The following is a 19,143-nucleotide window of genomic DNA, read 5'->3' as shown; positions in this document are numbered from 1 at the left end:
TCGAGTTCTCGGCACCACATCAATGCCTAGACACTTGCACGCACGAAGGCCACATCGCGCTGCTCGGCGTTCACTACTGTGACCAGATCCGAGCGGTTGTCACTTCCAACTTCGGTTCTGGCCGACCGATGTCAACACAGTGACAACTTCTCAACCCTTCCCCTCGGTTCGACCCTCTAATTCATCGACTCTGGAGGCAAGACCCGCGATCGCCCGATGAGCGACCGCGAGCGCTGCTTCCAAATCTGCAACACGATCTTCGAGCTGATCAGGTCTGCCATCCGCAGCGACCCACGCTGGGGTGCCGTCCGGCAGGGTCCCAGCGGTGCGGCAGACGAAGCCGAGCCGGGCCAGGACACGCTGCGCTTCCGCTGTTGTAAAGGAGGTTCGATCCCACCCAGTAACCGTCGCAAGAACCTGCTTCGGCGGGTACACCGTCTCCCCGAGTTCGACCACGTGCTTACGGATCGTTTCCACGGGGGCATCGCGCATCGCCCTGACGACGTCTTCCTTCTTGATGTCCAAGTCGCGACCACCGACCACCATCCGCACCATCTTCGCCTCCATGCCCGCTTACTGTAACAGCTAGTAAGTTACAGTAAGTTGACGCGTAGCGCCACTTGCGACTGAAACGGAACGCGCCAGTTCCGGGTTTTTAACTGCGACGATGCGCCAACTCCCCACAAGTCGACGACGTCGACTGACCGTAGGTGCGAGGCTTACTGCCATGTCCGACACGAGCATCACCGAACCGACGTTCTATCTCGAAGTTGAGTCCAGCAGGGAAGCCAACGACCTCACCCTCCGGATTCCGAAGGTCACCGCGAGCCTTTTGAGCTTGCACTCGACGAGGCAGAGATTCAGCACAACCTCGGCCTTGAGCACTCCAACACCGCGACCGAGATCGTCCACGCTGTGATCACCAACGAGGCATTCTGGCCGTCCCTGGCCGCCGTCATCCGGATGTTCCTCCGGCGCAGCGATAAGAAGCGAGTGAAGTTTCGGATCAACGGAGCAGACGTCGAGTTTGATGCGCAGAAGGCGCGATGATCAGCGACTTCGGCATCGCGCACGAGCTGGATTCCACCCACATCACCGGCACCGGTCTGATCGCCGGCACCACAGTTCGGGATGGTGTTTCAGCACCTCTTGCAGATGGTGCTCGTCGGGAGCGGAAGTCTCGCTCAACGTGAAGGAGGCTCGGTTTGGCTGCTTCACGAGAACTTTGCGGGCCACACTCCCATCTTTCCTGCATGCGCTCCCGAGCGCCCGACGACGGGCCGAGATGTTCGACAACGAGGGCGCCCTGCTGTTGAAGACCACCGTGGGCGCCGAACCCCGCTTTCGGTTGGCTTGACTTGGTGCGGGCGGAGCGTTCGCCGGTTCATGCGGAACCACAGGCGAGCGGTCCCACCAGACGGCTACGATGCTTCGTCACAGCCGACCTTCTCCAACTGGCGGCGCACTACAGCAGCCGACTCCTCATCACCAGCGTCATCGAAGGCAGCAGCGGCCTCGCCCCACGCACGGACGACTTCATCGAACTGTCGCACCTCCTGCAGCGCGGCCCCGAGGTTGTTCCACGCCCGGCCTTCGCTGTGGCGATCGCCCAACTCCCGATAGATATCACCGGCCAGCTGATGAGCGATGATCGCCTCGTCAAACCGCCGCACCGCCCGCAACGCGAGCCCGAAGTTGTTCCACGCCCGACCTTCGCCGTGGCGATCGCCCAACTCCCGGAAGATATCACCGGCCAGCTGATGAGCGATGATCGCCTCGTCAAACCGCCGCACCTCCTGCGACGCGAGCCCGAAGTTGTTCCACGCCCGCCCCTCGCTGTGGCGATCGCCCAACTCCCGGAAGATATCGCCGGCCCGCTGGAGGACGGTGATCGCCTCGTCGAAGCGCTGCACCTCCTGCAGCGCGATCCCGAGGTTGTTCCACGCCTGCGCTTCGCTGTGGCGATCGCCCAGTTCCCGATAGATATCGCCAGCCTGCTGATGAGCGATGACCGCCTCGTCAAACCGCCGCACCGCCCGCAACGCGAGCCCGAAGTTGCTCCACGCCCGACCTTCGCCGTGGCGATCGCCCAACTCCCGGTGGATGTCACCGGCCAGCTGATGAGCGATGACCGCCTCGTCAAACCGCCGCACCTCCTGCAGCGCAATCCCGAAGTTGTTCCACGCCCGCCCCTCGCTGTGGCGATCGCCCAACTCCCGGAAAATGTCGCCGGCCTGCTGATGAGCGATGATCGCCTCGTCAAACCGCCGCACCTCCTGCAGCGCGATCCCGAGGTTGCCCCACGCCTGCGCTTCGCTGCGGCGATCGCCCAACTCCCGATAGATTTCGCCGGCCCACTGGAGGACGGTGATCGCCTCGTCAAACCGCCGCAACGCCCGCAGCGCAATCCCGAGGTTGTTGCAAGCTCCGGCCCAGTGTTGTGGGTCGGCTAGTGTGGTGGCGACGGAGAATGCGTGGGTGGCGACAGTGACCCAGTCGTTGAGATGCCGTCGCCAGCTCAAATAATCTGCCAGGCACGCGGCGAGCTCGGTGGTGTGGTTGAGATGGCCGGTGTGGTGGGCGTGCGCGACGGCGGCAGTGAGGTTGGCGTGTTCGGCGTCGAACCAGGCCAGGGCATCCCGCCTGCCGGCAAATCGGTCCGGACCTGGCTGGCCGGGCAGGCCCTTCAGGTGGTCGTCGGCGGCGTGGGCGGCGTCGGCGTAGTAGGTCAGCAGGCGGGTGGTGGCCTGATCTGCGGCATCGAGGGCGAGATGGCGTCGGGCATAGAGGGCGAGCAGGTCGTGCAGCCGCCACCGACCGGTCGAGGTGTACTGCAGCAGCGACGCCGCCCTCAGGGCCCGCAACCGCGTCGCGGCCACTGCGGTGGTGGTGCCGCCGATCGCGGCGGCAGTCTCGGTCGACAGGTCCGGCCCCGGGTTCACCGTCAGCAGCGCCAGCAGCTCAGCCGCTTGTGGCGCGCGGGCGGCCAAGCGGCAGTAAGAGAAATCGATGACCGCGCCAACATCCCCTCCTGCGTAGGCCATGCCATTCAGGCGAGTCTCAACATCGGCGAGCTGTTCAGCCAACGCTGAGACGGTGAGGGCGGGTTCGTCGGTGAGGATCGCCGCGACGATCCTCACCGCCAAGGGCAACCGACCGCACACCCCCACCAGCCGCCCCACCGCCTCCGGCTCGGTGTCCGAACGCGTGTCTTCCGGGTTGTCGGCGCGCAGCAGCCGGGTCAGCAGATCGACCGCTGAGATATCGCTGAGCACGTCGAGGAAGACCCGGCGCGCGTCGAGCAGGTCCAGAACGTCGCGAGTGGTGACCAGCGCCCGATGCGCCAGCTGGCGCGGTAGCAGCTCTCGCACCTGGGAGGAGTCGGCGACATTGTCCAGCACCAGCAACACCCGCTCGTCGATCATGGCAAGCTGGTCGAGGACCCCCTGGTAGAGGCTGGCCTGCTCGGCGGACGTACCGGGGATCTGCTCGGCAGGCAAGCCCAGCTCGCGCAACAACGAGGCGTACACCTGCTCCGGACGCACTGGAACCTGGCCGGGAGCGTAGCCGCGCAGGTCCACCAGCAGCACCCCGCCAGGAAACCAGCCGCGCTCGGCAGCGAGCAGAGCGGTGTGCACGGCCAAGGCGGTCTTGCCGATGCCGCCCATCCCCGACACCGCCGACACCACCACTGCACCCCGCCCCACATCAGGCGCGGTTGCCGCCAGCGCCGGAGCCGGAGTGAGCAGCTCCAGCAACTGCCCTACCTCATCATCACGGCCGACGAACAGGCCCGCGGCCCGGCCTGGTCGCAGCACGTCTACCAACGCCGCCGGGCGTGGCTCGGCCGCGGTAGCGATCATGGTGAGCTGGCCGACCGCACCGATCACCGTGCTGCCGGGGCCGGCATGGCAATGCCCGATGACGGCAACAGGCGGGCCCGACAGCGTCGGGTGGGTGTGCGCCGGGGCGGGTGGAGTCAGGCCCGCCCCGGCGTCCGAGGGCCCGGCGCCACCACCTTCGTCACCGACCCCACCGCACCGAACGCGTCACCCGGGCCGGTGGTCGTCGCGGTGCCGGTGATGACCGTTCCGCCCTGCGTCGCCACCATCCCGCCGTGGCGTTCGGCTTCAGCCACAGCCGTGGCCAGGGCCGCAGCGAAGTCCGGATCGTCCTGCTGCGCGGCGGTGACAGCTAGCTCAACCCGCGTGCGGGTCAGCTCCGACACTTCACCGATCGCGGCGACCTCTGCCTCCAGCTTCACCAGCGCCGAGTCGGTCCCGATCTTGCTCAGCACCAACTTCAGCACCCTGGCGCGGGCTTTCGCCGTGACAGCGTCGATCACGTCGTTCGCGACACCGTCGAGCGTCTTGCCTGCGCGGCGGGCTTTGCCCGCGGCCCACGCGATCAACGCCCCCAGCACGACTTCGAATCCCATCAGCCAGCTCCCCTCACGCAACACCCCCGGCCGGGGTACCACAACCTACAGTCGTCGCTGCAGAACCAAAAGCGACACGACGAGACCCTGGACACCATCTCCTCCAGTACCGCCCGACGCCGTGGCGGGCAGTGAGCCCTCGGACTAGTTGTTCCGAAGGCGTTCGGGGAGTTCGCCTCGGTTCCAGCGCATCGTCATGTGCAGCACGGTGATCAGTGCTTCGTCATCGGTGAGGGTGGGCGCCTCGCCCATCGGCAGCTACATCTCGCGGTCGACGACGTCGTCTTGCAGGTACGACAGGAGAATCCCGGCGTAGGACAGTCGATCCTCGGGCTCGTCGACGCTGTCCGGCGAGTCAGCGGGAGACGCCTGGCCCCGGTCGAGGGTGAAGGTGCGGTGCTCGACGTGCACCAGCACTCGGCGCGAACGACCGTGCATCACGGTGTACCTCCCGCGACGTGCGAGGGGATATTTCTGCGGCAGGCTGGCTGCTTCATGCGCGACATCCGCAAGCACATGGCGTGGTACCTGATGGGCTTCCCGGTCGGCTCGGAGCTGCGCCGCGGGTTCGCGATGCTGTCCTCGATGCAGCAGCTCGACGACCTGATCGCCCAGCTCGACCACGACGCGCCGTTCCCCGAAGCCGCGACCGGGCCGCGAGGACGCCAGGGTTCGCCGGGCAAGGTCACGCTGCCGCACGGCTGGCTGGACGACCCGGACGACGACTGCGTCCCCGAAGCGGAAGACATGCATTCAGGCGGCTGAGGCTCACCCCGAAGAGCCAGCACGAGTGCGAGTCTGCAAGGCGCGCAAGAAGGTTCCCATGCGGACCCGACGACGCGGCCGTGACATCTGTCAGGTCCAAGTCGTGGCGGACGGCATCCGTCCCGGACTCCCCACCGCGACAAGCTTTTCCCATGACGAACAACGGTTCCCCGCTCAAGTCCCTCGCCATCGACATCGCCGTCCCCATCGGCGTCTACTACGGGCTCCACGCGCTCGGCGTGAGCGTCTTCCTCTCGCTCGCCCTCAGCGGCGTCGTCCCGCTCGCGAGGACGCTCCAGCAGTTCGCCAAGCACCGCACCCTCAACGGTCTCGCCCTGGTCGTCCTGGTCACGAACGTCGTCGGCATGCTGCTGACCTTCGTTTCCGGCGACGCCCGCATGATGATCGCCAAGGACTCGCTCGGCAGCGGCATCACCGGGCTCGTCATCCTCGCCTCCGCGTTCACCGCGGCGCCGATCATGACCAAGACGATCCAGCCGTTCCTCACCCGCGGCAAAGCCGAAAACGAAGCCGCCTGGGAACGCCTCTCCGGCACCGCGCCGTTCGAAAAGATCATGCGTCACACCAGCATCATCTGGGGCATCGGCTTCGTCCTGGAGTCCGCCGCTCGCATCGTCGGCGCCTTCACGCTGCCCATCGAGACCATGGTGTGGCTGAGCACCGTCATCTTCGTCGGCGCCTTCGCAGTGATCATGGTCGTCGGCGGCAAGACGGCCGAGCGGGCCGGCAAGATGATCGAAGCCGACGCCAACCACCTGATCGCCGCTTGACCTGCGACAACACCGGGGTGTACAGGTGTGTACATGTACAGCAAGCGGCAGCAGCTCGTCGGTGACCTCTCCGACCTGATCCGCTCGGGCCGCCTCGCCCACGGCGAACGGCTCCCCGGCGAGAACCAGCTCGCCCTGCAGTACCAGGTCAGCCGCGGCACCGTCCGCAGCGCCCTCTCCGAGCTCCAGCAGCTCGAACTCATCTCCACCCAGGCCGGCGTCGGCTCGTTCGTCACCTTCGACGGCGTCCAGCTCGACCAGCGGATCGGCTGGGCCCGCGCCCTCGCCGACGCCGGCGCGCCCGTCACCACCGAGCTCCTCGGCATCGAGGCCGTCGAAGACCAAGCCCTCGAAGAGGAGTTCGGCGAGACGGCCTACGTCGCCGTCCGGCGGCTGCGGCGGGAGCACGACCGGGGCGTTTCGCTCGAAACCGCCACCGTCCCCGCCGTCGGACTCCTCGCCGATCTTCCCGAAACCGGCCTCCGCGACGGCTCCCTCACCAAGACCCTCGAAGCCGCCGGGCGGATCTCCGTCGGCGGCGACCAGTGGATCAGCACCGAACGCCTCGACGCCTGCGCCGCCGGGCTCCTCGGCCGCAGCATCGGCGAGCTCTTCCTCCGCGCCGAGCGGACCTCGGTCGACGTCGAAGGCCGGCTCGTCGAACGCGTCGTCAGCCTCCTGGACCCGGACCGGTTCCAGTTCCACCTCACCTTCGGACACCGGTGACCGCGCGGGACCGGGCGCTCGGCGCGTTCACCGGCCTCGCCGTCGGCGACGCGCTCGGCATGCCGACGCAGTCCATGTCCCGCGCCGCGATCGCCGCCACCTACGGGCCGGTCACCGGCCTGCTCACCGCCGTCGCCGAGCAGCCGGTCGCGCCGTCGATGCCCGCGGGGTCGGTCACCGACGACACCGAGCAGGCCGTCCTGCTGGCCCGCCTCCTCATCGACGGCCGCGGCACCGTCGAGCCGCACGTCTTCGCCGACGCCCTGCTCATCTGGGAGGCGGACATGGTCCGCCGCGGCTCCGCGGACCTGCTCGGCCCATCGACGAAACGGGCGCTTTCCCAGCTGCAGAACGGTGTCCCGGCCGACGAGGCGGGTCGCACCGGCACGACCAACGGCGCCGCCATGCGCGTCACGCCGGTCGGCATCGCCACGCCGTCCGAGGACCTGCACCGGCTGGTCGACGCCGTCGTCGCGACCGCGCGCGTCACGCACAACACCAGCTTGGGCATCGCGTCCGCCGCGGCGGTCGCGGCCGCCGTGTCCGCCGGCGTCGACGGCGCGAGCCTGCCCGAAGCGCTCGACGCGGGTGAGCGCGCGGCCGTCGTCGGCGGGGAACGCGGCCATTGGGCGCCCGGCGGGGAGATCGCCGCGCGGATTCGCTGGGCGCGCGGCTGGGTGCGGGGCATGGCGCCGGCCGCCGTCGCCGATGCGGTCGCGCGGGTCATCGGCACGTCCGTCGCCTCGCAGGAGTCCGTCGTGGCCGCGTTCGCGCTGGCCGAGGCCATGGGTGACGACCCGCCGGCGGCGTTGCGGCTGGCCGCCGGGCTCGGCGGCGACACCGACACGGTCGCCGCGATCTGCGGGGCGATGCTCGGCGCCGCGCACGGTGTCGGCGTCTTCCGCCCCGACGTCGTCGAGACCGTCCTGGCCGTCAACCGCCTCGACCTCGGCCCGCTGGTCGACGAGCTCCTCGAGCTGCGCCGCCGATGACCGGGCGGCTGGTGCACACCGGGCAGGTCGTCCTCGACCTCGTCATGGCGGTGCCGGCCCTGCCCCCGCCGGGTGGCGACGTCATGGCGTCTTCCACGAACCTGTTGCCCGGCGGGGGTTTCAACGTCATGGCCGCGGCCGCGCGCTCCGGTGCTCGCGTGCTCTACGCGGGCAGCCACGGCACCGGTGCTTTCGGCGATCTCGTGCGTGCCGCCCTGGCGGACGAAGGTGTCGAGCTGGCTCACGAACCGACGTCGGAGCTGGACACCGGCGTCGTCGTCGCGCTGGTCGACGCGAGCGGTGAGCGCACCTTCGCGACCGGCACCGGCGCCGAAGGACGGCTGCGGCCCGCCGCGCTCGCCGATGTCGTTCCAAAGGATGACGACGTCGTGTACGTGACTGGCTACAGTTTGTTGCATAAGAGCAATCGCACGGCTCTCCTCGAGTGGCTACCCCTGCTGCCCGGCTCGAGGATCCTGTTCGATCCCGGCCCGTTGGCCGCCGAAATCACCCCTGGAGACCTTTACGAGTTACTGTCCATTGTAGACATTCTAAGCTGCAACGCCCGCGAGGCCGACGTGCTCGGCGAGCTGCCGCCGGTCGCCGTCGTCCGGGACGGCGCGAAGGGCTGCCGCGTCCACGAGCACGGGCGCGTCACCGACGTGCCGGGCTTCCCGGTCGACGCCGTGGACACGAACGGCGCCGGCGACACGCACTGCGGCGTGCTGGCCGCGGAGCTGCTGCGCGGCAGTACCCTCCTCGACGCCGCCGTGCGCGCCAACGCGGCGGCCGCGCTTTCGGTGACCCGCCGCGGCCCGGCGACGGCACCGCGCCGGGCGGAGATCGACAAGCTGGTGGAGGCCACGACATGAGCGGTACCCGCAGGCTCGAGGTGGAGACCAACGGCCTCGACGTGATCGACGACGCCGAACGCCGCGGGCGCCCGCGGCAGCTGTTCTGGCCGTGGTTCGGCGCGAACGTGTCGGTGCTGGGGCTGAGCTACGGCTCGTTCACGCTCGGCTTCGGCATCTCGTTCTGGCAGGCGCTGGTCGCGGGTGTCGTCGGCATCCTGTTCTCGTTCCTGCTGTGCGGGTTCATCGCGATCGCCGGCAAGCGCGGTTCGGCGCCGACGATGCTGCTCTCGCGGGCGGCGTTCGGCGTCCGCGGCAACCGGCTGCCGTCGGCGATCTCGTGGCTGCTGACGGTCGGCTGGGAAACCGTGCTGACGGCGTTGGCGACGCTGGCGACGTCGACGGTCTTCGAGCGCCTCGGCTGGGGCGGCGGGACCGCCACGAAGGTGATCGCGCTGGTCGTGGTCGCCGCGCTGACGGTCGCCGCCGGCGTGCTCGGCTTCGACGCGATCATGAAGCTGCAGACGTGGATCACCTGGATCACCGGCGTGCTCACTGTGGTCTACGTCGTGCTCGTGGCCGGTGACGTGCACTGGGACGCCGTGAGCGCGCTGCCGTCCGGCTCGGCGCAGCAGTGGGTCGGCGCGCTGGTGTTCCTGATGACCGGCTTCGGCCTCGGCTGGGTCAACGCGGCCGCGGACTACTCGCGCTACCTGCCGCGCTCGTCGTCGGGCCGCGGAGTGGTCGGCTGGACGACGTTCGGCGCGTCGGTGGCGCCGCTGGTGCTGCTGGTGTTCGGGCTGCTGCTGGCCGGCTCGTCGCCGGACCTGAACAAGGCGATCGCGGCCGACCCGATCGGCGCGCTGACGACGTTGCTGCCGCTGTGGTTCCTGGTGCCGTTCGCGATCGTGGCGGTGCTCGGCCTGGTCGGCGGCGCGGTGCTGGACATCTATTCGTCGGGCTTGGCGCTGCTCTCGGCGGGGTTGCGCGTGCCGCGCCCGGTGGCGGCGTTCGTCGACGGCGTGCTCATGGTGGCGGGCACGATCTACATCGTCTTCTTCGGCGGCGAGTTCCTCGGCCAGTTCCAGGGTTTCCTGGTGACGCTGGGCGTCCCGGTGGCGGCGTGGTGCGGCGTGATGCTCGCGGACGTCCTGCTGCGCCGGCGCGACTACGCCGAGCGCGACCTGTTCGACCCGGCCGGCCGCTACGGCGACGTCCGGCCCGGGCCGATCGCTCTGGTCGTGGTGGCGACGGCGCTGGGCTGGGGCTTGGTGACGAACACGTCCGCGGAGTGGCTGAAGTGGCAGGGCTACCTCCTGGAACCGTTGGGACTCGGCGGCCGCGACGGCTCGTGGGCGTACGCGAACCTGGGCGTGTTGCTGGCGCTGGCGCTCGGTTTCGTGGTGACGTTGTCGACGCGGCGGCGCATCCACGCGCAGGAGGCGGCGTGAGATCGGTCCTGGCGGTCATCGACCTGCAGAACGTGTTCGCCACCCCGGCGAGCGAATGGTTCACCCCGCGCTTCGCCGAGGTACTCCCGCGGATCCACCGCTTGGTAACGGCTTTCGGCGACGACGTCGTGTTCACGAGGTTCATCGCGCCGGCGCGCCCGGAAGGAGCGTGGAAGCAGTACTACGAGCAGTGGCCGTTCGCGCTGCGACCACCGGACGACCCGCTCTACCAAGTGATCCCCGAGTTCCAACCACAGTCCACAGTGGACGCGACCACGTTCGGCAAGTGGACGGCCCGCATGGCCACCCGGGTCGGCGGCGCACGCTTGGTCCTGGCCGGTGTGTCGACAGACTGCTGCGTGCTGTCGACGGCGTTGGCCGCGGCGGACGCGGGCGTATCGGTCACGGTGGTGTCGGACGCGTGCGCGGGAGTGGACGACGAGAGCCACGCGAAGGCGCTGGACATCATGCGGCTGTACGGGCCGTTGGTGAAGGTGGCCACGACGGAGGAGGTGCTGGGCTAGGCTCGATTCGGTGAGCCTCGAAGCTTCGGCGATCGCGCTGACGACAGCGGTGGTGAAGGCCGCGGCGAAGATCTGGCTCGGCGACCGCCCGATCGCCGCCGACGCCTCGGCCAAGGTGCTCGACCTGGCGGAGAAGCAGCTCACCGGCCTGAACGACCGCCGCAAGCTCCGCCTGCTGTTCACGAACCTCGAGTCCCGGGTGGCGGACCGCCTCCTGCCGTTCCTCGACGTCGAGTTCCGGGCGCTGCCGGACAACGAGCGGGCGGCCGCGGTGGACGCGGTCCGCGAAACGTTCGAGCGCGCCGCCCTCACCGACGACGACCTGTTCGCGACCGACCTCGACGCCACGTTCCTCTACCGCTACCTGCTCCGCACCGTCCCCGGCGTCACCAAGCTGCTCCCGGCCGACGGAATCGAGCTCTACCAGCGCGTTCTCCGCGAGTGCTGCGCGTATGTGGTGCAGGTGACGAGCACCCTGCCCCGCTTCCAGCCCGGCGCGCTCGTCGAGGTCCTGCGCCGGGAGACGGAGATCCTCGAGACGGTCCGGAACGTCCTGGCCGCGTTGCCCGAACGCCGTCACCCCGACGACTTCGCCGCGGACTTCCGCCGCCAGGTGGTCACCGCGCTCGACCGGATGGAGCTGTTCGGCGCGAGCTTGCCCGACGCGACCCGGTTGTACCCGCTGTCGGTCGCCTACCTGAGCCTGTCCGTCACTTCGGAAGACGGCGTCGCGGCCGACGACCGGATCGAGCACGTTCTGCCGCGGACGTCGCGGATCCTCCTGCGCGGTGAAGCGGGGTCCGGCAAGACGACGCTCCTGCAGTGGCTGGCCGTGCAGTGCGCGAGCCGGCGGCTGCAGGACGTCGAAGGCTGGGCCGAGCTGGAGCCGTTCCTGGTGCGGCTGCGGCGGTTCAGCCGGTCGCCGCTGCCGTCGCCGGAGCGTTTCCTCGACGAGGTCGGCAGGCACATCGCCGACGAGATGCCGGCCGGCTGGGTGCAGCGGCGCCTGCGTGGCGGCCGCGCCGTGCTGCTCGTCGACGGCCTCGACGAGGTCCCGGACGAGCGCCGCCGCGAAGTGCGTGACTGGCTGCGAGAGCTGATCGGCGCGTTCCCGCGCACCCGGTTCGTCGTCACCACCCGCCCGGCCGCGGTGGCCCCCGACTGGCTGCGCGGCGAGGGGTTCACCGAAGTCCGGCTCCAGCCGATGACACCCCGAGACGTCCGGACGTTCGTCACGCGCTGGCACCAGGCGCTGCCGGCTCCGGAAGACCGCGGCGACGCACTGGTCGCGGCGATCGGCACGCGGAGCGCGTTGCGGCGGCTCGCCGAGAACCCGCTGATGTGCGCGTTGCTCTGCGCCCTCCACCACGAGGGCAGCGGACGGCTGCCGGGCAACCGCATGGAGCTCTACGACGTCGCCTTGCGGATGCTGCTCGACAGCCGGGACATCGAACGCCGGATCGAAGCGAACGTCCGGCTTTCCCTGACCGAGAAACTGGTGTTGCTGCGGAACCTGGCGTACTGGCTGGTCCGCAACGGCCACACGGACGTCCCGGCCGCCGACGCCGAAGGCCGCGTCGCGGCGAAGCTGCGCTCGATGGGCCAGATCGACGTGACCCCGCGGACGGTGTTCCGCCACCTCCTGAACCGCGGCGGCGTGCTGCGCGAACCGGTCCCGGGCCGGATCGACTTCGTGCACCGCACGTTCCAGGAGTACCTGGCCGCCCAGGCGGCGGTGGAAGAGGACGACATCGGCATCCTGACGGCGAACGCCCACCTCGACGAGTGGCGCGAAGTGGTGGTCCTGGCCGCGGGCCACGCCCACCCGGCCCAGCGCGAGCGCCTGCTGGACGGAATCCTCCGGTGGGACGCGGACGAGCAGGAACGGCTGAAGCTGGACCTGGTGGCGCTGGCGTGCCTGGAGACGTCACCGGTGTTGAGCGAGCGGCTGCGCAACGAAATCGAGGACCGCGCCAGCACCCTGATCCCGCCGGCCAACCTCGAAGAGGCCGAAGCGCTGGCGGACGCCGGCGAGTTCGTCCTGGACCTCCTGGCCGATTGCGCTCCCGAGCCGGCGGAAGTGCCCTTCCTCCTGCGTGCCGCCACGCTGATCGGCGGCGCGGGCGCCCTCGACCTGCTGGCCCGGTACGGCGCCAGCGAAGATCCCGCCGCCATCCGGCAACTGATGGCGGCCCGGGTGCTGTTCGACCCGGCCGACTTTTCCGAGCGGGTGCTCGCCGACTCGCCGCTGTACGACGGCCGGCTCACCGTGAACGATCCGGCCGAGGTGGCGGGCCTGGAACACCTCCGGCACCTCAGAGACCTGCGGTGCCGGTTCGACGACGGGTACGGACGCCTGGACTTCGTTCGCGGCTTGCCCGGGCTCGAGGCACTCGGCGTCGCGGACCTCGCCGGGTACGACCTGCCGTCGCTGGCGGGCACCCGGCTGTCCCGGTTCGCGTTGACCGGGCCGCCGGTACCGGAGTCGGTCGACCTCGCCCCGCTCGCCGCGGTGCCGGGCCTCACCTCGATCGAAGCCCACGTCGCCACCCACGGCTGGGCGGCGCTGGCCGGGCTGCCGCAGCTGGAAAGCCTTCAGCTGAGCTGGCTCCACGACCCCGCCGAGCTGGCCGATCTCGTGCGCATGCCCGGCTTGCGGTCGTTGTCGCTGAGCCACGTCTTCCGGCTCACCGACCTGGAACCGCTCGCCTTCCTCACAGCACCGGCGTCCCTGGCGTTCCTCGGCTGCAAGGCGCTCGGGGACTTGACGGGGCTCCGCCGCTGGGCTGCCGGGCTCCGGCGCCTGCACCTGATCGACTGCCCGCCCGCGGATCCGGCACCGATCGCGGACCTGACCGGGCTGCGGGTGCTCGACCTGACCGCGACCGACCTCCCGGACCTTTCGCTGCTGTCCGCGTTGAGGGACCTGCGAGACCTGCGGTTGCGAGACCTGCGCGGCATGCCCGACCTGGCCCCGCTCGCCGGGCTCGACCGGCTCGGAAAGCTGACCGTGACGGGGATGGGCCGGCTCGACCTGCGGCCGTTCGCCGGGCGGCCGAGGCTCACGATCCACATCAGCGACCTGGTCGAGCCGGTCGGGGCCGAACTGCTCGGACCGGACAGCACCGTCGTCACCGTCGAGGGGCGCTGACACCGGACGTTCAACCGGGCGAAGTAGATTCCAGTCGTGATCGACCACATCAGCATCCCCACCGAAACCGGTTCCTTCGACGCCATCGCGGCCGGGCCCGAAGACGGCCGGCCGGTGCTGCTGTTGCACGGCTTCCCCGAAGCCGCCGTCGAGTGGGAGCACCAGGTCGCCACCCTCGGCGTTCTCGGCTACCGGGCCGTCGCGCCCGATCAGCGCGGCTACTCGCCCGATGTGCGGCCCGAACCCGCCTCCGACTACTCCATCGACCACCTCGTCGGGGACGTCGTCACGATCACCGAACAGCTCGGCTGGAAGCAGTTCGACCTCGTCGGGCACGACTGGGGCGGCGCCGTCGCCTGGTGGACCGCCGATGCGCACCCCGAACGGCTGCGCAGCCTCACCGTCGTCTCCACACCGCACCCGGCCGCGCTCGCCAACGCCATGAAGACCGACGAGGACCAGCACCTGCGGACGCGGTACATGACCGAGTGGCGCCAGACCCGCGTCACCGAGCGGCGGATGCTGGAGAACGACGGCCGCGCGCTGCGGGAGATGTTCGAGCGGCGGCTGCCGCCTTCCAAGGTCGACGACTACGTGCAGCGGCTGTCCGAGCCGGGCGCGCTCACCGCGGCCCTCAACTGGTACCGCGCCGGCCGGCCCGGCGGGAAGATCGGCAAGATCTCCGTGCCGACGCTCTACGTCTGGAGCACCGAGGACGTCTCGTTCGGCTCGACCGCGGCGCTCGACACCGCGAACTGGGTCACCGGGCCCTACCGGTTCGAAATGCTCGAGGACGTGACGCACTGGGCGCCGGAAGAGGCGCCGGAGGCCGTCACGACGCTCATCGTCGAGCACCTCGACGCGCGGTAACGGCCCGTCACCCGGCCGGGCGGACCACCCGTAACCCACCCGCATCGCGGTACGGGGGCCGCCCGCCCGTCGTGTTCACTGGGGGTGTGGACACCGCGATCGAACCCGAGACCGAGCAGGTCGTCTTCGTCACCGAAGACGGCGTGCCCACCGGCGAAACCGGCCCCAAGCTGGCCAGCCACCACGAGCACACCCGGTTGCACCTGGCCTTCTCGTGCTACGTCCTGCGGCGCGCCGACAACGCCCTGCTGATCACCCAGCGCGCGCTGCACAAGAAGGTCTGGCCGGGGGTCTGGACCAACAGCGTCTGCGGTCACCCGGCGCCGGGCGAGCCGCTCGAAGACGCCGTGCGCCGGCGCGCGGACTACGAGCTCGGGCTGCCGTCGCTGTCCGGCCTGCACTGCGTGCTGCCGAAGTACCGCTACCGGACGCCGCCGTTCCAGGGGATCGTCGAGAACGAGTTCTGCCCGGTCTTCGCCGCCTGGGCCGACGCCGAGCCGGAGCCGAACCCGGCCGAGGTCGGCGAGTGGCGCTGGGTTCCGTGGACCGGCTACCAAGAGCTACTGAACGACGAGACGGCTAATGTGAGTTACTGGGCCAAAGACCAATTCGCCCAGCTCAAGGGCATCGAGCCGTTCTCGGGACTCTGACGACGCAACTCCGGAGTGTGACCACCGCACTCCCGTTTGAGCTAAATTCACCTTCGTCCTCAAGCGTGGCCTCCGCTACGACGACAACCAATGCGTGGTGGAGGTGGGCATGGTCGCCGGGGACGAAGCCGTGCTGCGCCGAAGCCCGCCCGCGCCGGACCTGCTCCGCCTCCACGAGGCCGTCGCGACGCTCTTCGCCACCCAAGGCGACTGGCGGCGCGCCTACCAGCACCTTCGCTCCGCGCTGGACATCGCCCGCGACGGCAGCCTGCGCGACGCGCTGACGTCGAGCTACAACCGCCGCTACCTCGACGAGCGCCTGTACCGACCGTTCGCCGATCGGCAGCCCGGCCCGCTCGGCCTCGCGCTCGTCGATCTGGACCGCTTCAAGCGCGTGAACGACACGTACGGTCACCTCGTCGGCGACCGCGTCCTCCGCCGGGTGGCCGACCTCCTCCAGGAGGAGCTGCCGCCGGAGGGGTTCTGCGCTCGCTACGGCGGCGAGGAGTTCGTGCTGTGGCTGCCCGGCGTCGACGCCGGGCACGCGGTCCGGATCGTCGACGCCGCCCGCGTGCGCGTGGCCCGTCATCCCTGGTCGGAACTGCAGCCGGGACTGCGCGTGACCATCAGCGCCGGCCTGGCCCACGAGGGTCCGGCGGAGCCCGAGCGGCAGCTGCGAAGCGCCGACGACCTGCTTTACGCCGCGAAACGGGCCGGACGGAACAAAGTCGCCTATCACGACGCGCAAACCACGCGGTTAATAACCCACTCTGAGTAACACAAACCGCGCATTACCCCGGAAAGCTGCGGGCATCGGTCACCCGTTAGTCGACGGCCAGCGGCCGTTCGTCGACTCAAGGTGAAGAAAATTCCGGGAGGGTGTCGTCACGAACGGGGGGTATCCGTACGATAACGAAAACCTCCGGGGGAACGATCACCTCTCGCGGGGGAAGACGGCCAAGTCACGACCCCGCCTTCGATCGCGCGAAAGGAGACCGAGTGCCGGACGAGCACGACAGCCCGGGAACCGGTCGCCGTTCGGACGGTCCCGCGCGGCCCCGCACCGGCAGACGCCGGTCGATGGAGGACCAGGGCGGGATCAGCGTCTCGGACGTCGTCGCCAAGTCCACCGGCGTCCGCCCGGTCCCGGGGCGCGAGGAGCGTCCCGAGCAGCCGGGCCGCCGGGCCCGCGCGGCCGAGCCACCGCGTGCGCGACCCTCGGACCCCGGCGAGGACTCAGTACCCACGGACGCCAACCGTCAACCGCGCCCCCCGAGGCCGCGCCAGCCCCGCCGCACAACGGCGGCGGCCCCGGCCCCGGAGGCCCCGTTGCAGCGCCGCCCCCCGGCGGCCAACCCCGGCCCCCAGCAGACGGCGGCGGCACCCCAGCCACCACGGCGGTTGAGGCGTCCGGCTCCGGAAGGGGAAGGAGCTGCACCGCAGCGCCCGGCCGCGCCTGGCGGCCCCGCTCGGCGTGCCGCCGACGGGCGCCCGGGTGCGGAAGGCGCTTCCGAGGTCGCCGCACCGCACTCCGCTCGCCGCGCCGAGGGCCGCCCAGCTCCGGAAAGCTCGCCTGAGGCCGCCGGACCCCGCTCGGCCACCGGCGGCCGAGGTCGCCCGGATTTCGAAAGCTCTTCCGAGGCAGCCGCACCCCGCCCGGGACGCCGCGCCGCCGAGGGGCTCCCGGGCCTGGAAAGCTCGCCTGAGGCCGCCGCCCCCCGCTCGGCCTCTGGTGGCCGAGGTCGCGCGGATTTCGAAGGCTCCTCCGAGGTCGCCGCACCCCGCCCGGGACGCCGTGCCGGCGAGGGGCGCCCGGGGCCGGAAAGCTCACCTGAAGCTGCCGCGCCCCGCCCGGCCACCGGCAGCCCCGCCGGCCGACGTGCCGCCGGCGAAGGTTCTCCGGAAGCCGCCGCCCCGCGTGCGGCCGGCCATGCTCGCCGCGGCGGTGAAAGCGCTCCCGATGCCGCGCAGCGCCCGGGCGCCCGCCGCGCTGCCGAAAGTGCTCCCGAGGCTGTGCAGCGTCCGAGTGCCGTTGCGCCGCGGCGCGGCGCGGCTGACGGCCCCGCCTCCGATTGGCGCGCCGAAGGCTCTCCCGAAGCGGCCGCGCCGCAGCGGCCGGCTCGCCGGGCCGCAGCACCTGAAACGGCCGCCGCCCGGCGCCCCGCGCCCGAGGGATCGCCCGGCGAAGCCACCGCGATGCAGCGGCCGGCACGTCGGCCCGCCGCCGAAGGGCCTGCCTCTCGCCGCGCGAACGCCGACGGGCCCGCCCCCCGCCGAGCCGGTGCCGGTGCCGCCGACGAGACCGCCGGCCGCCCCGATCCGGCTGGCCCCCGGCGCCCTGGCGCCACGCCCGACAGCCCCGGCCCGCGCCGCGCGGCAGCCGAAGGCGTCGCGCAGAGCGGTGCCGAAGCCGCGGTCGATGCCCCCACCCAGAAGCGTCCCCCGGTCGCCGAACCGCCCAAGCGGCGGCCCGGTGCCGTCCCGGCCAGGGCCGAGCTCGATCCGCTCACCATGACCGACGAGATGGAAGCGATCGACGAGGCCACGCAGTACCGGCGCAAGATCGACCACACCCTCGCCCGGTTCTCCGCCGCCCACGACGAGATGGAAGCCGAAGAAGCGAAGCGCCGCGAACGCCGTGAGCGCCTCTCGCCCGCTTCGCTCATCGAGAGCACGCGGACCGCCCTTCAGCGCGTCGTCACTCCTACGCCGGCGGCCGAAGCGGAGGACGCCGAGAAGGCCGAGCAGACCCGGCTCCAAGAAAAGAAAGCCCGCAAGATCGAACGCTCGGTCCGCTTCGGCCGGATCGCCGCGGCCGTCGTCGCCGGGCTCGTCTTCCTCGGCATCGGGGGCGCCTGGGGCGCGCAGACCTACTTCGACGCCAAGTTCACGCAGGTCTCCGCGCTCGACGAGAACTCCTCCGACATCCAGGACGCCGACGCCCAGGCCAACGACGAGAACTTCCTGATGGTCGGCTCCGACACCCGCGACGGCGCGTCCGCCGAGGAAGGCGTCGGGACCGCCGACAGCAATCCGGGTGCGCGGAGCGACACCGTGATGGTGGCGCACATCCCCGCCGACCGGAAGCGGGTCGTCGTCACGTCCTTCCCGCGTGACCTCGAGATCGACCGGCCCGAGTGCCAGCGCTGGGACACCACGCAGAGCAAGACGACCGACGAGAAGGTCCCCGGGCAGAAGATCGCCAAGCTCAACACCGCCTACGCGGTCGGCGGGCCGCCCTGCATCACCAAGGTGATCCAGCAGCTCACCGGGCTGCGGATCAACCACTTCGTCGGCATCGACTTCAACGGCTTCAAGGAAATGGTCGACGCCGTGCACGGCGTGACCGTGCACAACGAGATCCCGATCGACGACACCGTCCTCGGCAAGGTGCTGCTGGAGACCGGGGACGTCACGATCTCCGGTGACCAGGCGCTGAACTTCGTGCGCGCCCGGCACGTCAAGGGCGACAAGACCTCCGACTACGGCCGGATCAAGCGGCAGCAGGAGTTCATCGGCGCGCTCCTGAAGAAGGTCATGTCGTCGGACGTCGTGCTCGACCCCGGCAAGCTCAGCGACTTCATCACGGCGTTCGCGAAGGCCACCTTCGGCGACAACCTCGGCGTCAAGCAGATGATGACGCTGGCGCAGTCGATGAAGGGCCTGGACCCGTCGAAGATCTCGTTCCTCACCGTCCCGACGGTCGGCCTGCCGAACAACCGCGGCAACGAGGTGCTCGTCCGCAGCAAGACGAAGGCCCTCTTCGACGCGCTGCGCAACAACACCCCGCTGCCGGACCCGAACGCGCCGATCCCGGCGAGCGAGCAGGCGCCGCCGACGAGCACGTCGAAGTCGAAGACCAGCACCTCGAAGTCGACGACGAGCAAGAAGAGCAGCAGCACGGGCTGATCCGCGAGGATCGTTAGACCGGGTT

17 protein-coding genes and 1 pseudogene are annotated in these 19,143 nt (G+C 70.3%); 14 read left to right on the top strand and 4 right to left on the bottom strand.

The window, feature by feature from the left end:
* Positions 1–150: 150 nt before the first annotated feature.
* Positions 151–567 (bottom strand): hypothetical protein, encoded by a 417-nt coding sequence (locus tag ACIQWX_RS07665; protein ID WP_400867025.1) that lies wholly within the window; start codon positions 565–567, stop codon positions 151–153.
* Between the two features lie 348 nt (positions 568–915).
* On the opposite strand from ACIQWX_RS07665, the gene ACIQWX_RS07660 reads away from it, so the two are divergent.
* Positions 916–1,050 (top strand): hypothetical protein, encoded by a 135-nt coding sequence (locus tag ACIQWX_RS07660; protein WP_400867022.1) that lies wholly within the window; start codon positions 916–918, stop codon positions 1,048–1,050.
* Positions 1,047–1,193 (top strand): hypothetical protein, encoded by a 147-nt coding sequence (locus tag ACIQWX_RS07655; RefSeq protein WP_400867020.1) that lies wholly within the window; start codon positions 1,047–1,049, stop codon positions 1,191–1,193. The genes ACIQWX_RS07660 and ACIQWX_RS07655 overlap by 4 nt, the downstream gene beginning before the upstream one ends.
* 228 nt (positions 1,194–1,421) lie before the next feature.
* On the opposite strand, the gene ACIQWX_RS07650 is transcribed toward ACIQWX_RS07655, so the two are convergent.
* The 3 genes from ACIQWX_RS07650 to ACIQWX_RS07640 form a co-directional block, all read right to left on the bottom strand.
* Positions 1,422–3,890 (bottom strand): tetratricopeptide repeat protein, encoded by a 2,469-nt coding sequence (locus tag ACIQWX_RS07650; protein WP_400867017.1) that lies wholly within the window; start codon positions 3,888–3,890, stop codon positions 1,422–1,424.
* Between the two features lie 89 nt (positions 3,891–3,979).
* Positions 3,980–4,438, bottom strand: a complete 459-nt coding sequence (locus ACIQWX_RS07645) for a hypothetical protein (RefSeq protein WP_400867014.1) — start codon at positions 4,436–4,438, stop codon at positions 3,980–3,982.
* Positions 4,439–4,696: 258 nt separating this feature from the next.
* A complete protein-coding gene (locus ACIQWX_RS07640; RefSeq protein WP_400867012.1) occupies positions 4,697–4,876 on the bottom strand; it encodes a hypothetical protein in 180 nt (59 codons plus the stop codon).
* A 57-nt stretch (positions 4,877–4,933) separates the two neighbouring features.
* On the opposite strand from ACIQWX_RS07640, the pseudogene ACIQWX_RS07635 reads away from it, so the two are divergent.
* The 12 genes and pseudogenes from ACIQWX_RS07635 to ACIQWX_RS07580 all read left to right on the top strand — a co-directional run.
* Positions 4,934–5,203: pseudogene (locus tag ACIQWX_RS07635) on the top strand (tRNA dihydrouridine synthase DusB); the annotation flags it as partial.
* 152 nt (positions 5,204–5,355) lie between these two features.
* Positions 5,356–5,994, top strand: a complete 639-nt coding sequence (locus ACIQWX_RS07630; RefSeq protein ID WP_400867009.1) for a VC0807 family protein — start codon at positions 5,356–5,358, stop codon at positions 5,992–5,994.
* 33 nt (positions 5,995–6,027) lie between these two features.
* Positions 6,028–6,720, top strand: a complete 693-nt coding sequence (locus ACIQWX_RS07625) for a GntR family transcriptional regulator (protein ID WP_400867006.1) — start codon at positions 6,028–6,030, stop codon at positions 6,718–6,720.
* Positions 6,717–7,712, top strand: a complete 996-nt coding sequence (locus ACIQWX_RS07620) for an ADP-ribosylglycohydrolase family protein (protein ID WP_400867003.1) — start codon at positions 6,717–6,719, stop codon at positions 7,710–7,712. Before ACIQWX_RS07625 ends, ACIQWX_RS07620 begins: the two co-directional genes overlap by 4 nt.
* The gene (locus tag ACIQWX_RS07615) at positions 7,709–8,584 is read left to right on the top strand and encodes a PfkB family carbohydrate kinase (protein ID WP_400867000.1); all 876 of its coding nucleotides are present in this window, start codon (positions 7,709–7,711) and stop codon (positions 8,582–8,584) included. Before ACIQWX_RS07620 ends, ACIQWX_RS07615 begins: the two co-directional genes overlap by 4 nt.
* Entirely contained in the window at positions 8,581–10,014 is a 1,434-nt protein-coding gene (locus tag ACIQWX_RS07610) for a purine-cytosine permease family protein (protein ID WP_400866997.1), read from the top strand. The genes ACIQWX_RS07615 and ACIQWX_RS07610 overlap by 4 nt, the downstream gene beginning before the upstream one ends.
* Complete coding sequence (locus ACIQWX_RS07605; RefSeq protein WP_400866994.1) at positions 10,011–10,538, top strand: cysteine hydrolase family protein; 528 nt, start codon at positions 10,011–10,013, stop codon at positions 10,536–10,538. The genes ACIQWX_RS07610 and ACIQWX_RS07605 overlap by 4 nt, the downstream gene beginning before the upstream one ends.
* A gap of 10 nt (positions 10,539–10,548) precedes the next feature.
* A complete protein-coding gene (locus ACIQWX_RS07600) occupies positions 10,549–13,689 on the top strand; it encodes an NACHT domain-containing protein (protein WP_400866991.1) in 3,141 nt (1,046 codons plus the stop codon).
* Between the two features lie 36 nt (positions 13,690–13,725).
* Entirely contained in the window at positions 13,726–14,559 is an 834-nt protein-coding gene (locus ACIQWX_RS07595; protein ID WP_400866988.1) for an alpha/beta fold hydrolase, read from the top strand.
* An 86-nt stretch (positions 14,560–14,645) separates the two neighbouring features.
* Positions 14,646–15,209 (top strand): isopentenyl-diphosphate Delta-isomerase, encoded by a 564-nt coding sequence (gene idi, locus ACIQWX_RS07590; RefSeq protein WP_400866985.1) that lies wholly within the window; start codon positions 14,646–14,648, stop codon positions 15,207–15,209.
* Positions 15,210–15,318: 109 nt separating this feature from the next.
* A complete protein-coding gene (locus ACIQWX_RS07585) occupies positions 15,319–15,987 on the top strand; it encodes a GGDEF domain-containing protein (protein WP_400866982.1) in 669 nt (222 codons plus the stop codon).
* Between the two features lie 1,733 nt (positions 15,988–17,720).
* Positions 17,721–19,118 (top strand): LCP family protein, encoded by a 1,398-nt coding sequence (locus tag ACIQWX_RS07580; protein WP_400866980.1) that lies wholly within the window; start codon positions 17,721–17,723, stop codon positions 19,116–19,118.
* Positions 19,119–19,143: the final 25 nt, after the last annotated feature.

Source organism: Amycolatopsis sp. NPDC098790 (assembly GCF_044759945.1).
Taxonomy (GTDB): domain Bacteria; phylum Actinomycetota; class Actinomycetes; order Mycobacteriales; family Pseudonocardiaceae; genus Amycolatopsis.
This window is presented reverse-complemented; position numbering and strand designations above follow the sequence as displayed.

What these genes read in the sequence shown, in the direction of transcription:
- ACIQWX_RS07665 (WP_400867025.1), bottom strand. Translation starts at nt 567, where the DNA reads ATGGAGGCGAAGATGGTGCGGATGGTGGTCGGTGGTCGCGACTTGGAC.
- ACIQWX_RS07655 (WP_400867020.1), top strand. Translation starts at nt 1,047, where the DNA reads ATGATCAGCGACTTCGGCATCGCGCACGAGCTGGATTCCACCCACATC.
- ACIQWX_RS07645 (WP_400867014.1), bottom strand. Translation starts at nt 4,438, where the DNA reads ATGGGATTCGAAGTCGTGCTGGGGGCGTTGATCGCGTGGGCCGCGGGC.
- ACIQWX_RS07640 (WP_400867012.1), bottom strand. Translation starts at nt 4,876, where the DNA reads ATGCACGGTCGTTCGCGCCGAGTGCTGGTGCACGTCGAGCACCGCACC.
- ACIQWX_RS07630 (WP_400867009.1), top strand. Translation starts at nt 5,356, where the DNA reads ATGACGAACAACGGTTCCCCGCTCAAGTCCCTCGCCATCGACATCGCC.
- ACIQWX_RS07625 (WP_400867006.1), top strand. Translation starts at nt 6,028, where the DNA reads ATGTACAGCAAGCGGCAGCAGCTCGTCGGTGACCTCTCCGACCTGATC.
- ACIQWX_RS07615 (WP_400867000.1), top strand. Translation starts at nt 7,709, where the DNA reads ATGACCGGGCGGCTGGTGCACACCGGGCAGGTCGTCCTCGACCTCGTC.
- ACIQWX_RS07610 (WP_400866997.1), top strand. Translation starts at nt 8,581, where the DNA reads ATGAGCGGTACCCGCAGGCTCGAGGTGGAGACCAACGGCCTCGACGTG.
- ACIQWX_RS07585 (WP_400866982.1), top strand. Translation starts at nt 15,319, where the DNA reads ATGGTCGCCGGGGACGAAGCCGTGCTGCGCCGAAGCCCGCCCGCGCCG.
- ACIQWX_RS07580 (WP_400866980.1), top strand. Translation starts at nt 17,721, where the DNA reads ATGACCGACGAGATGGAAGCGATCGACGAGGCCACGCAGTACCGGCGC.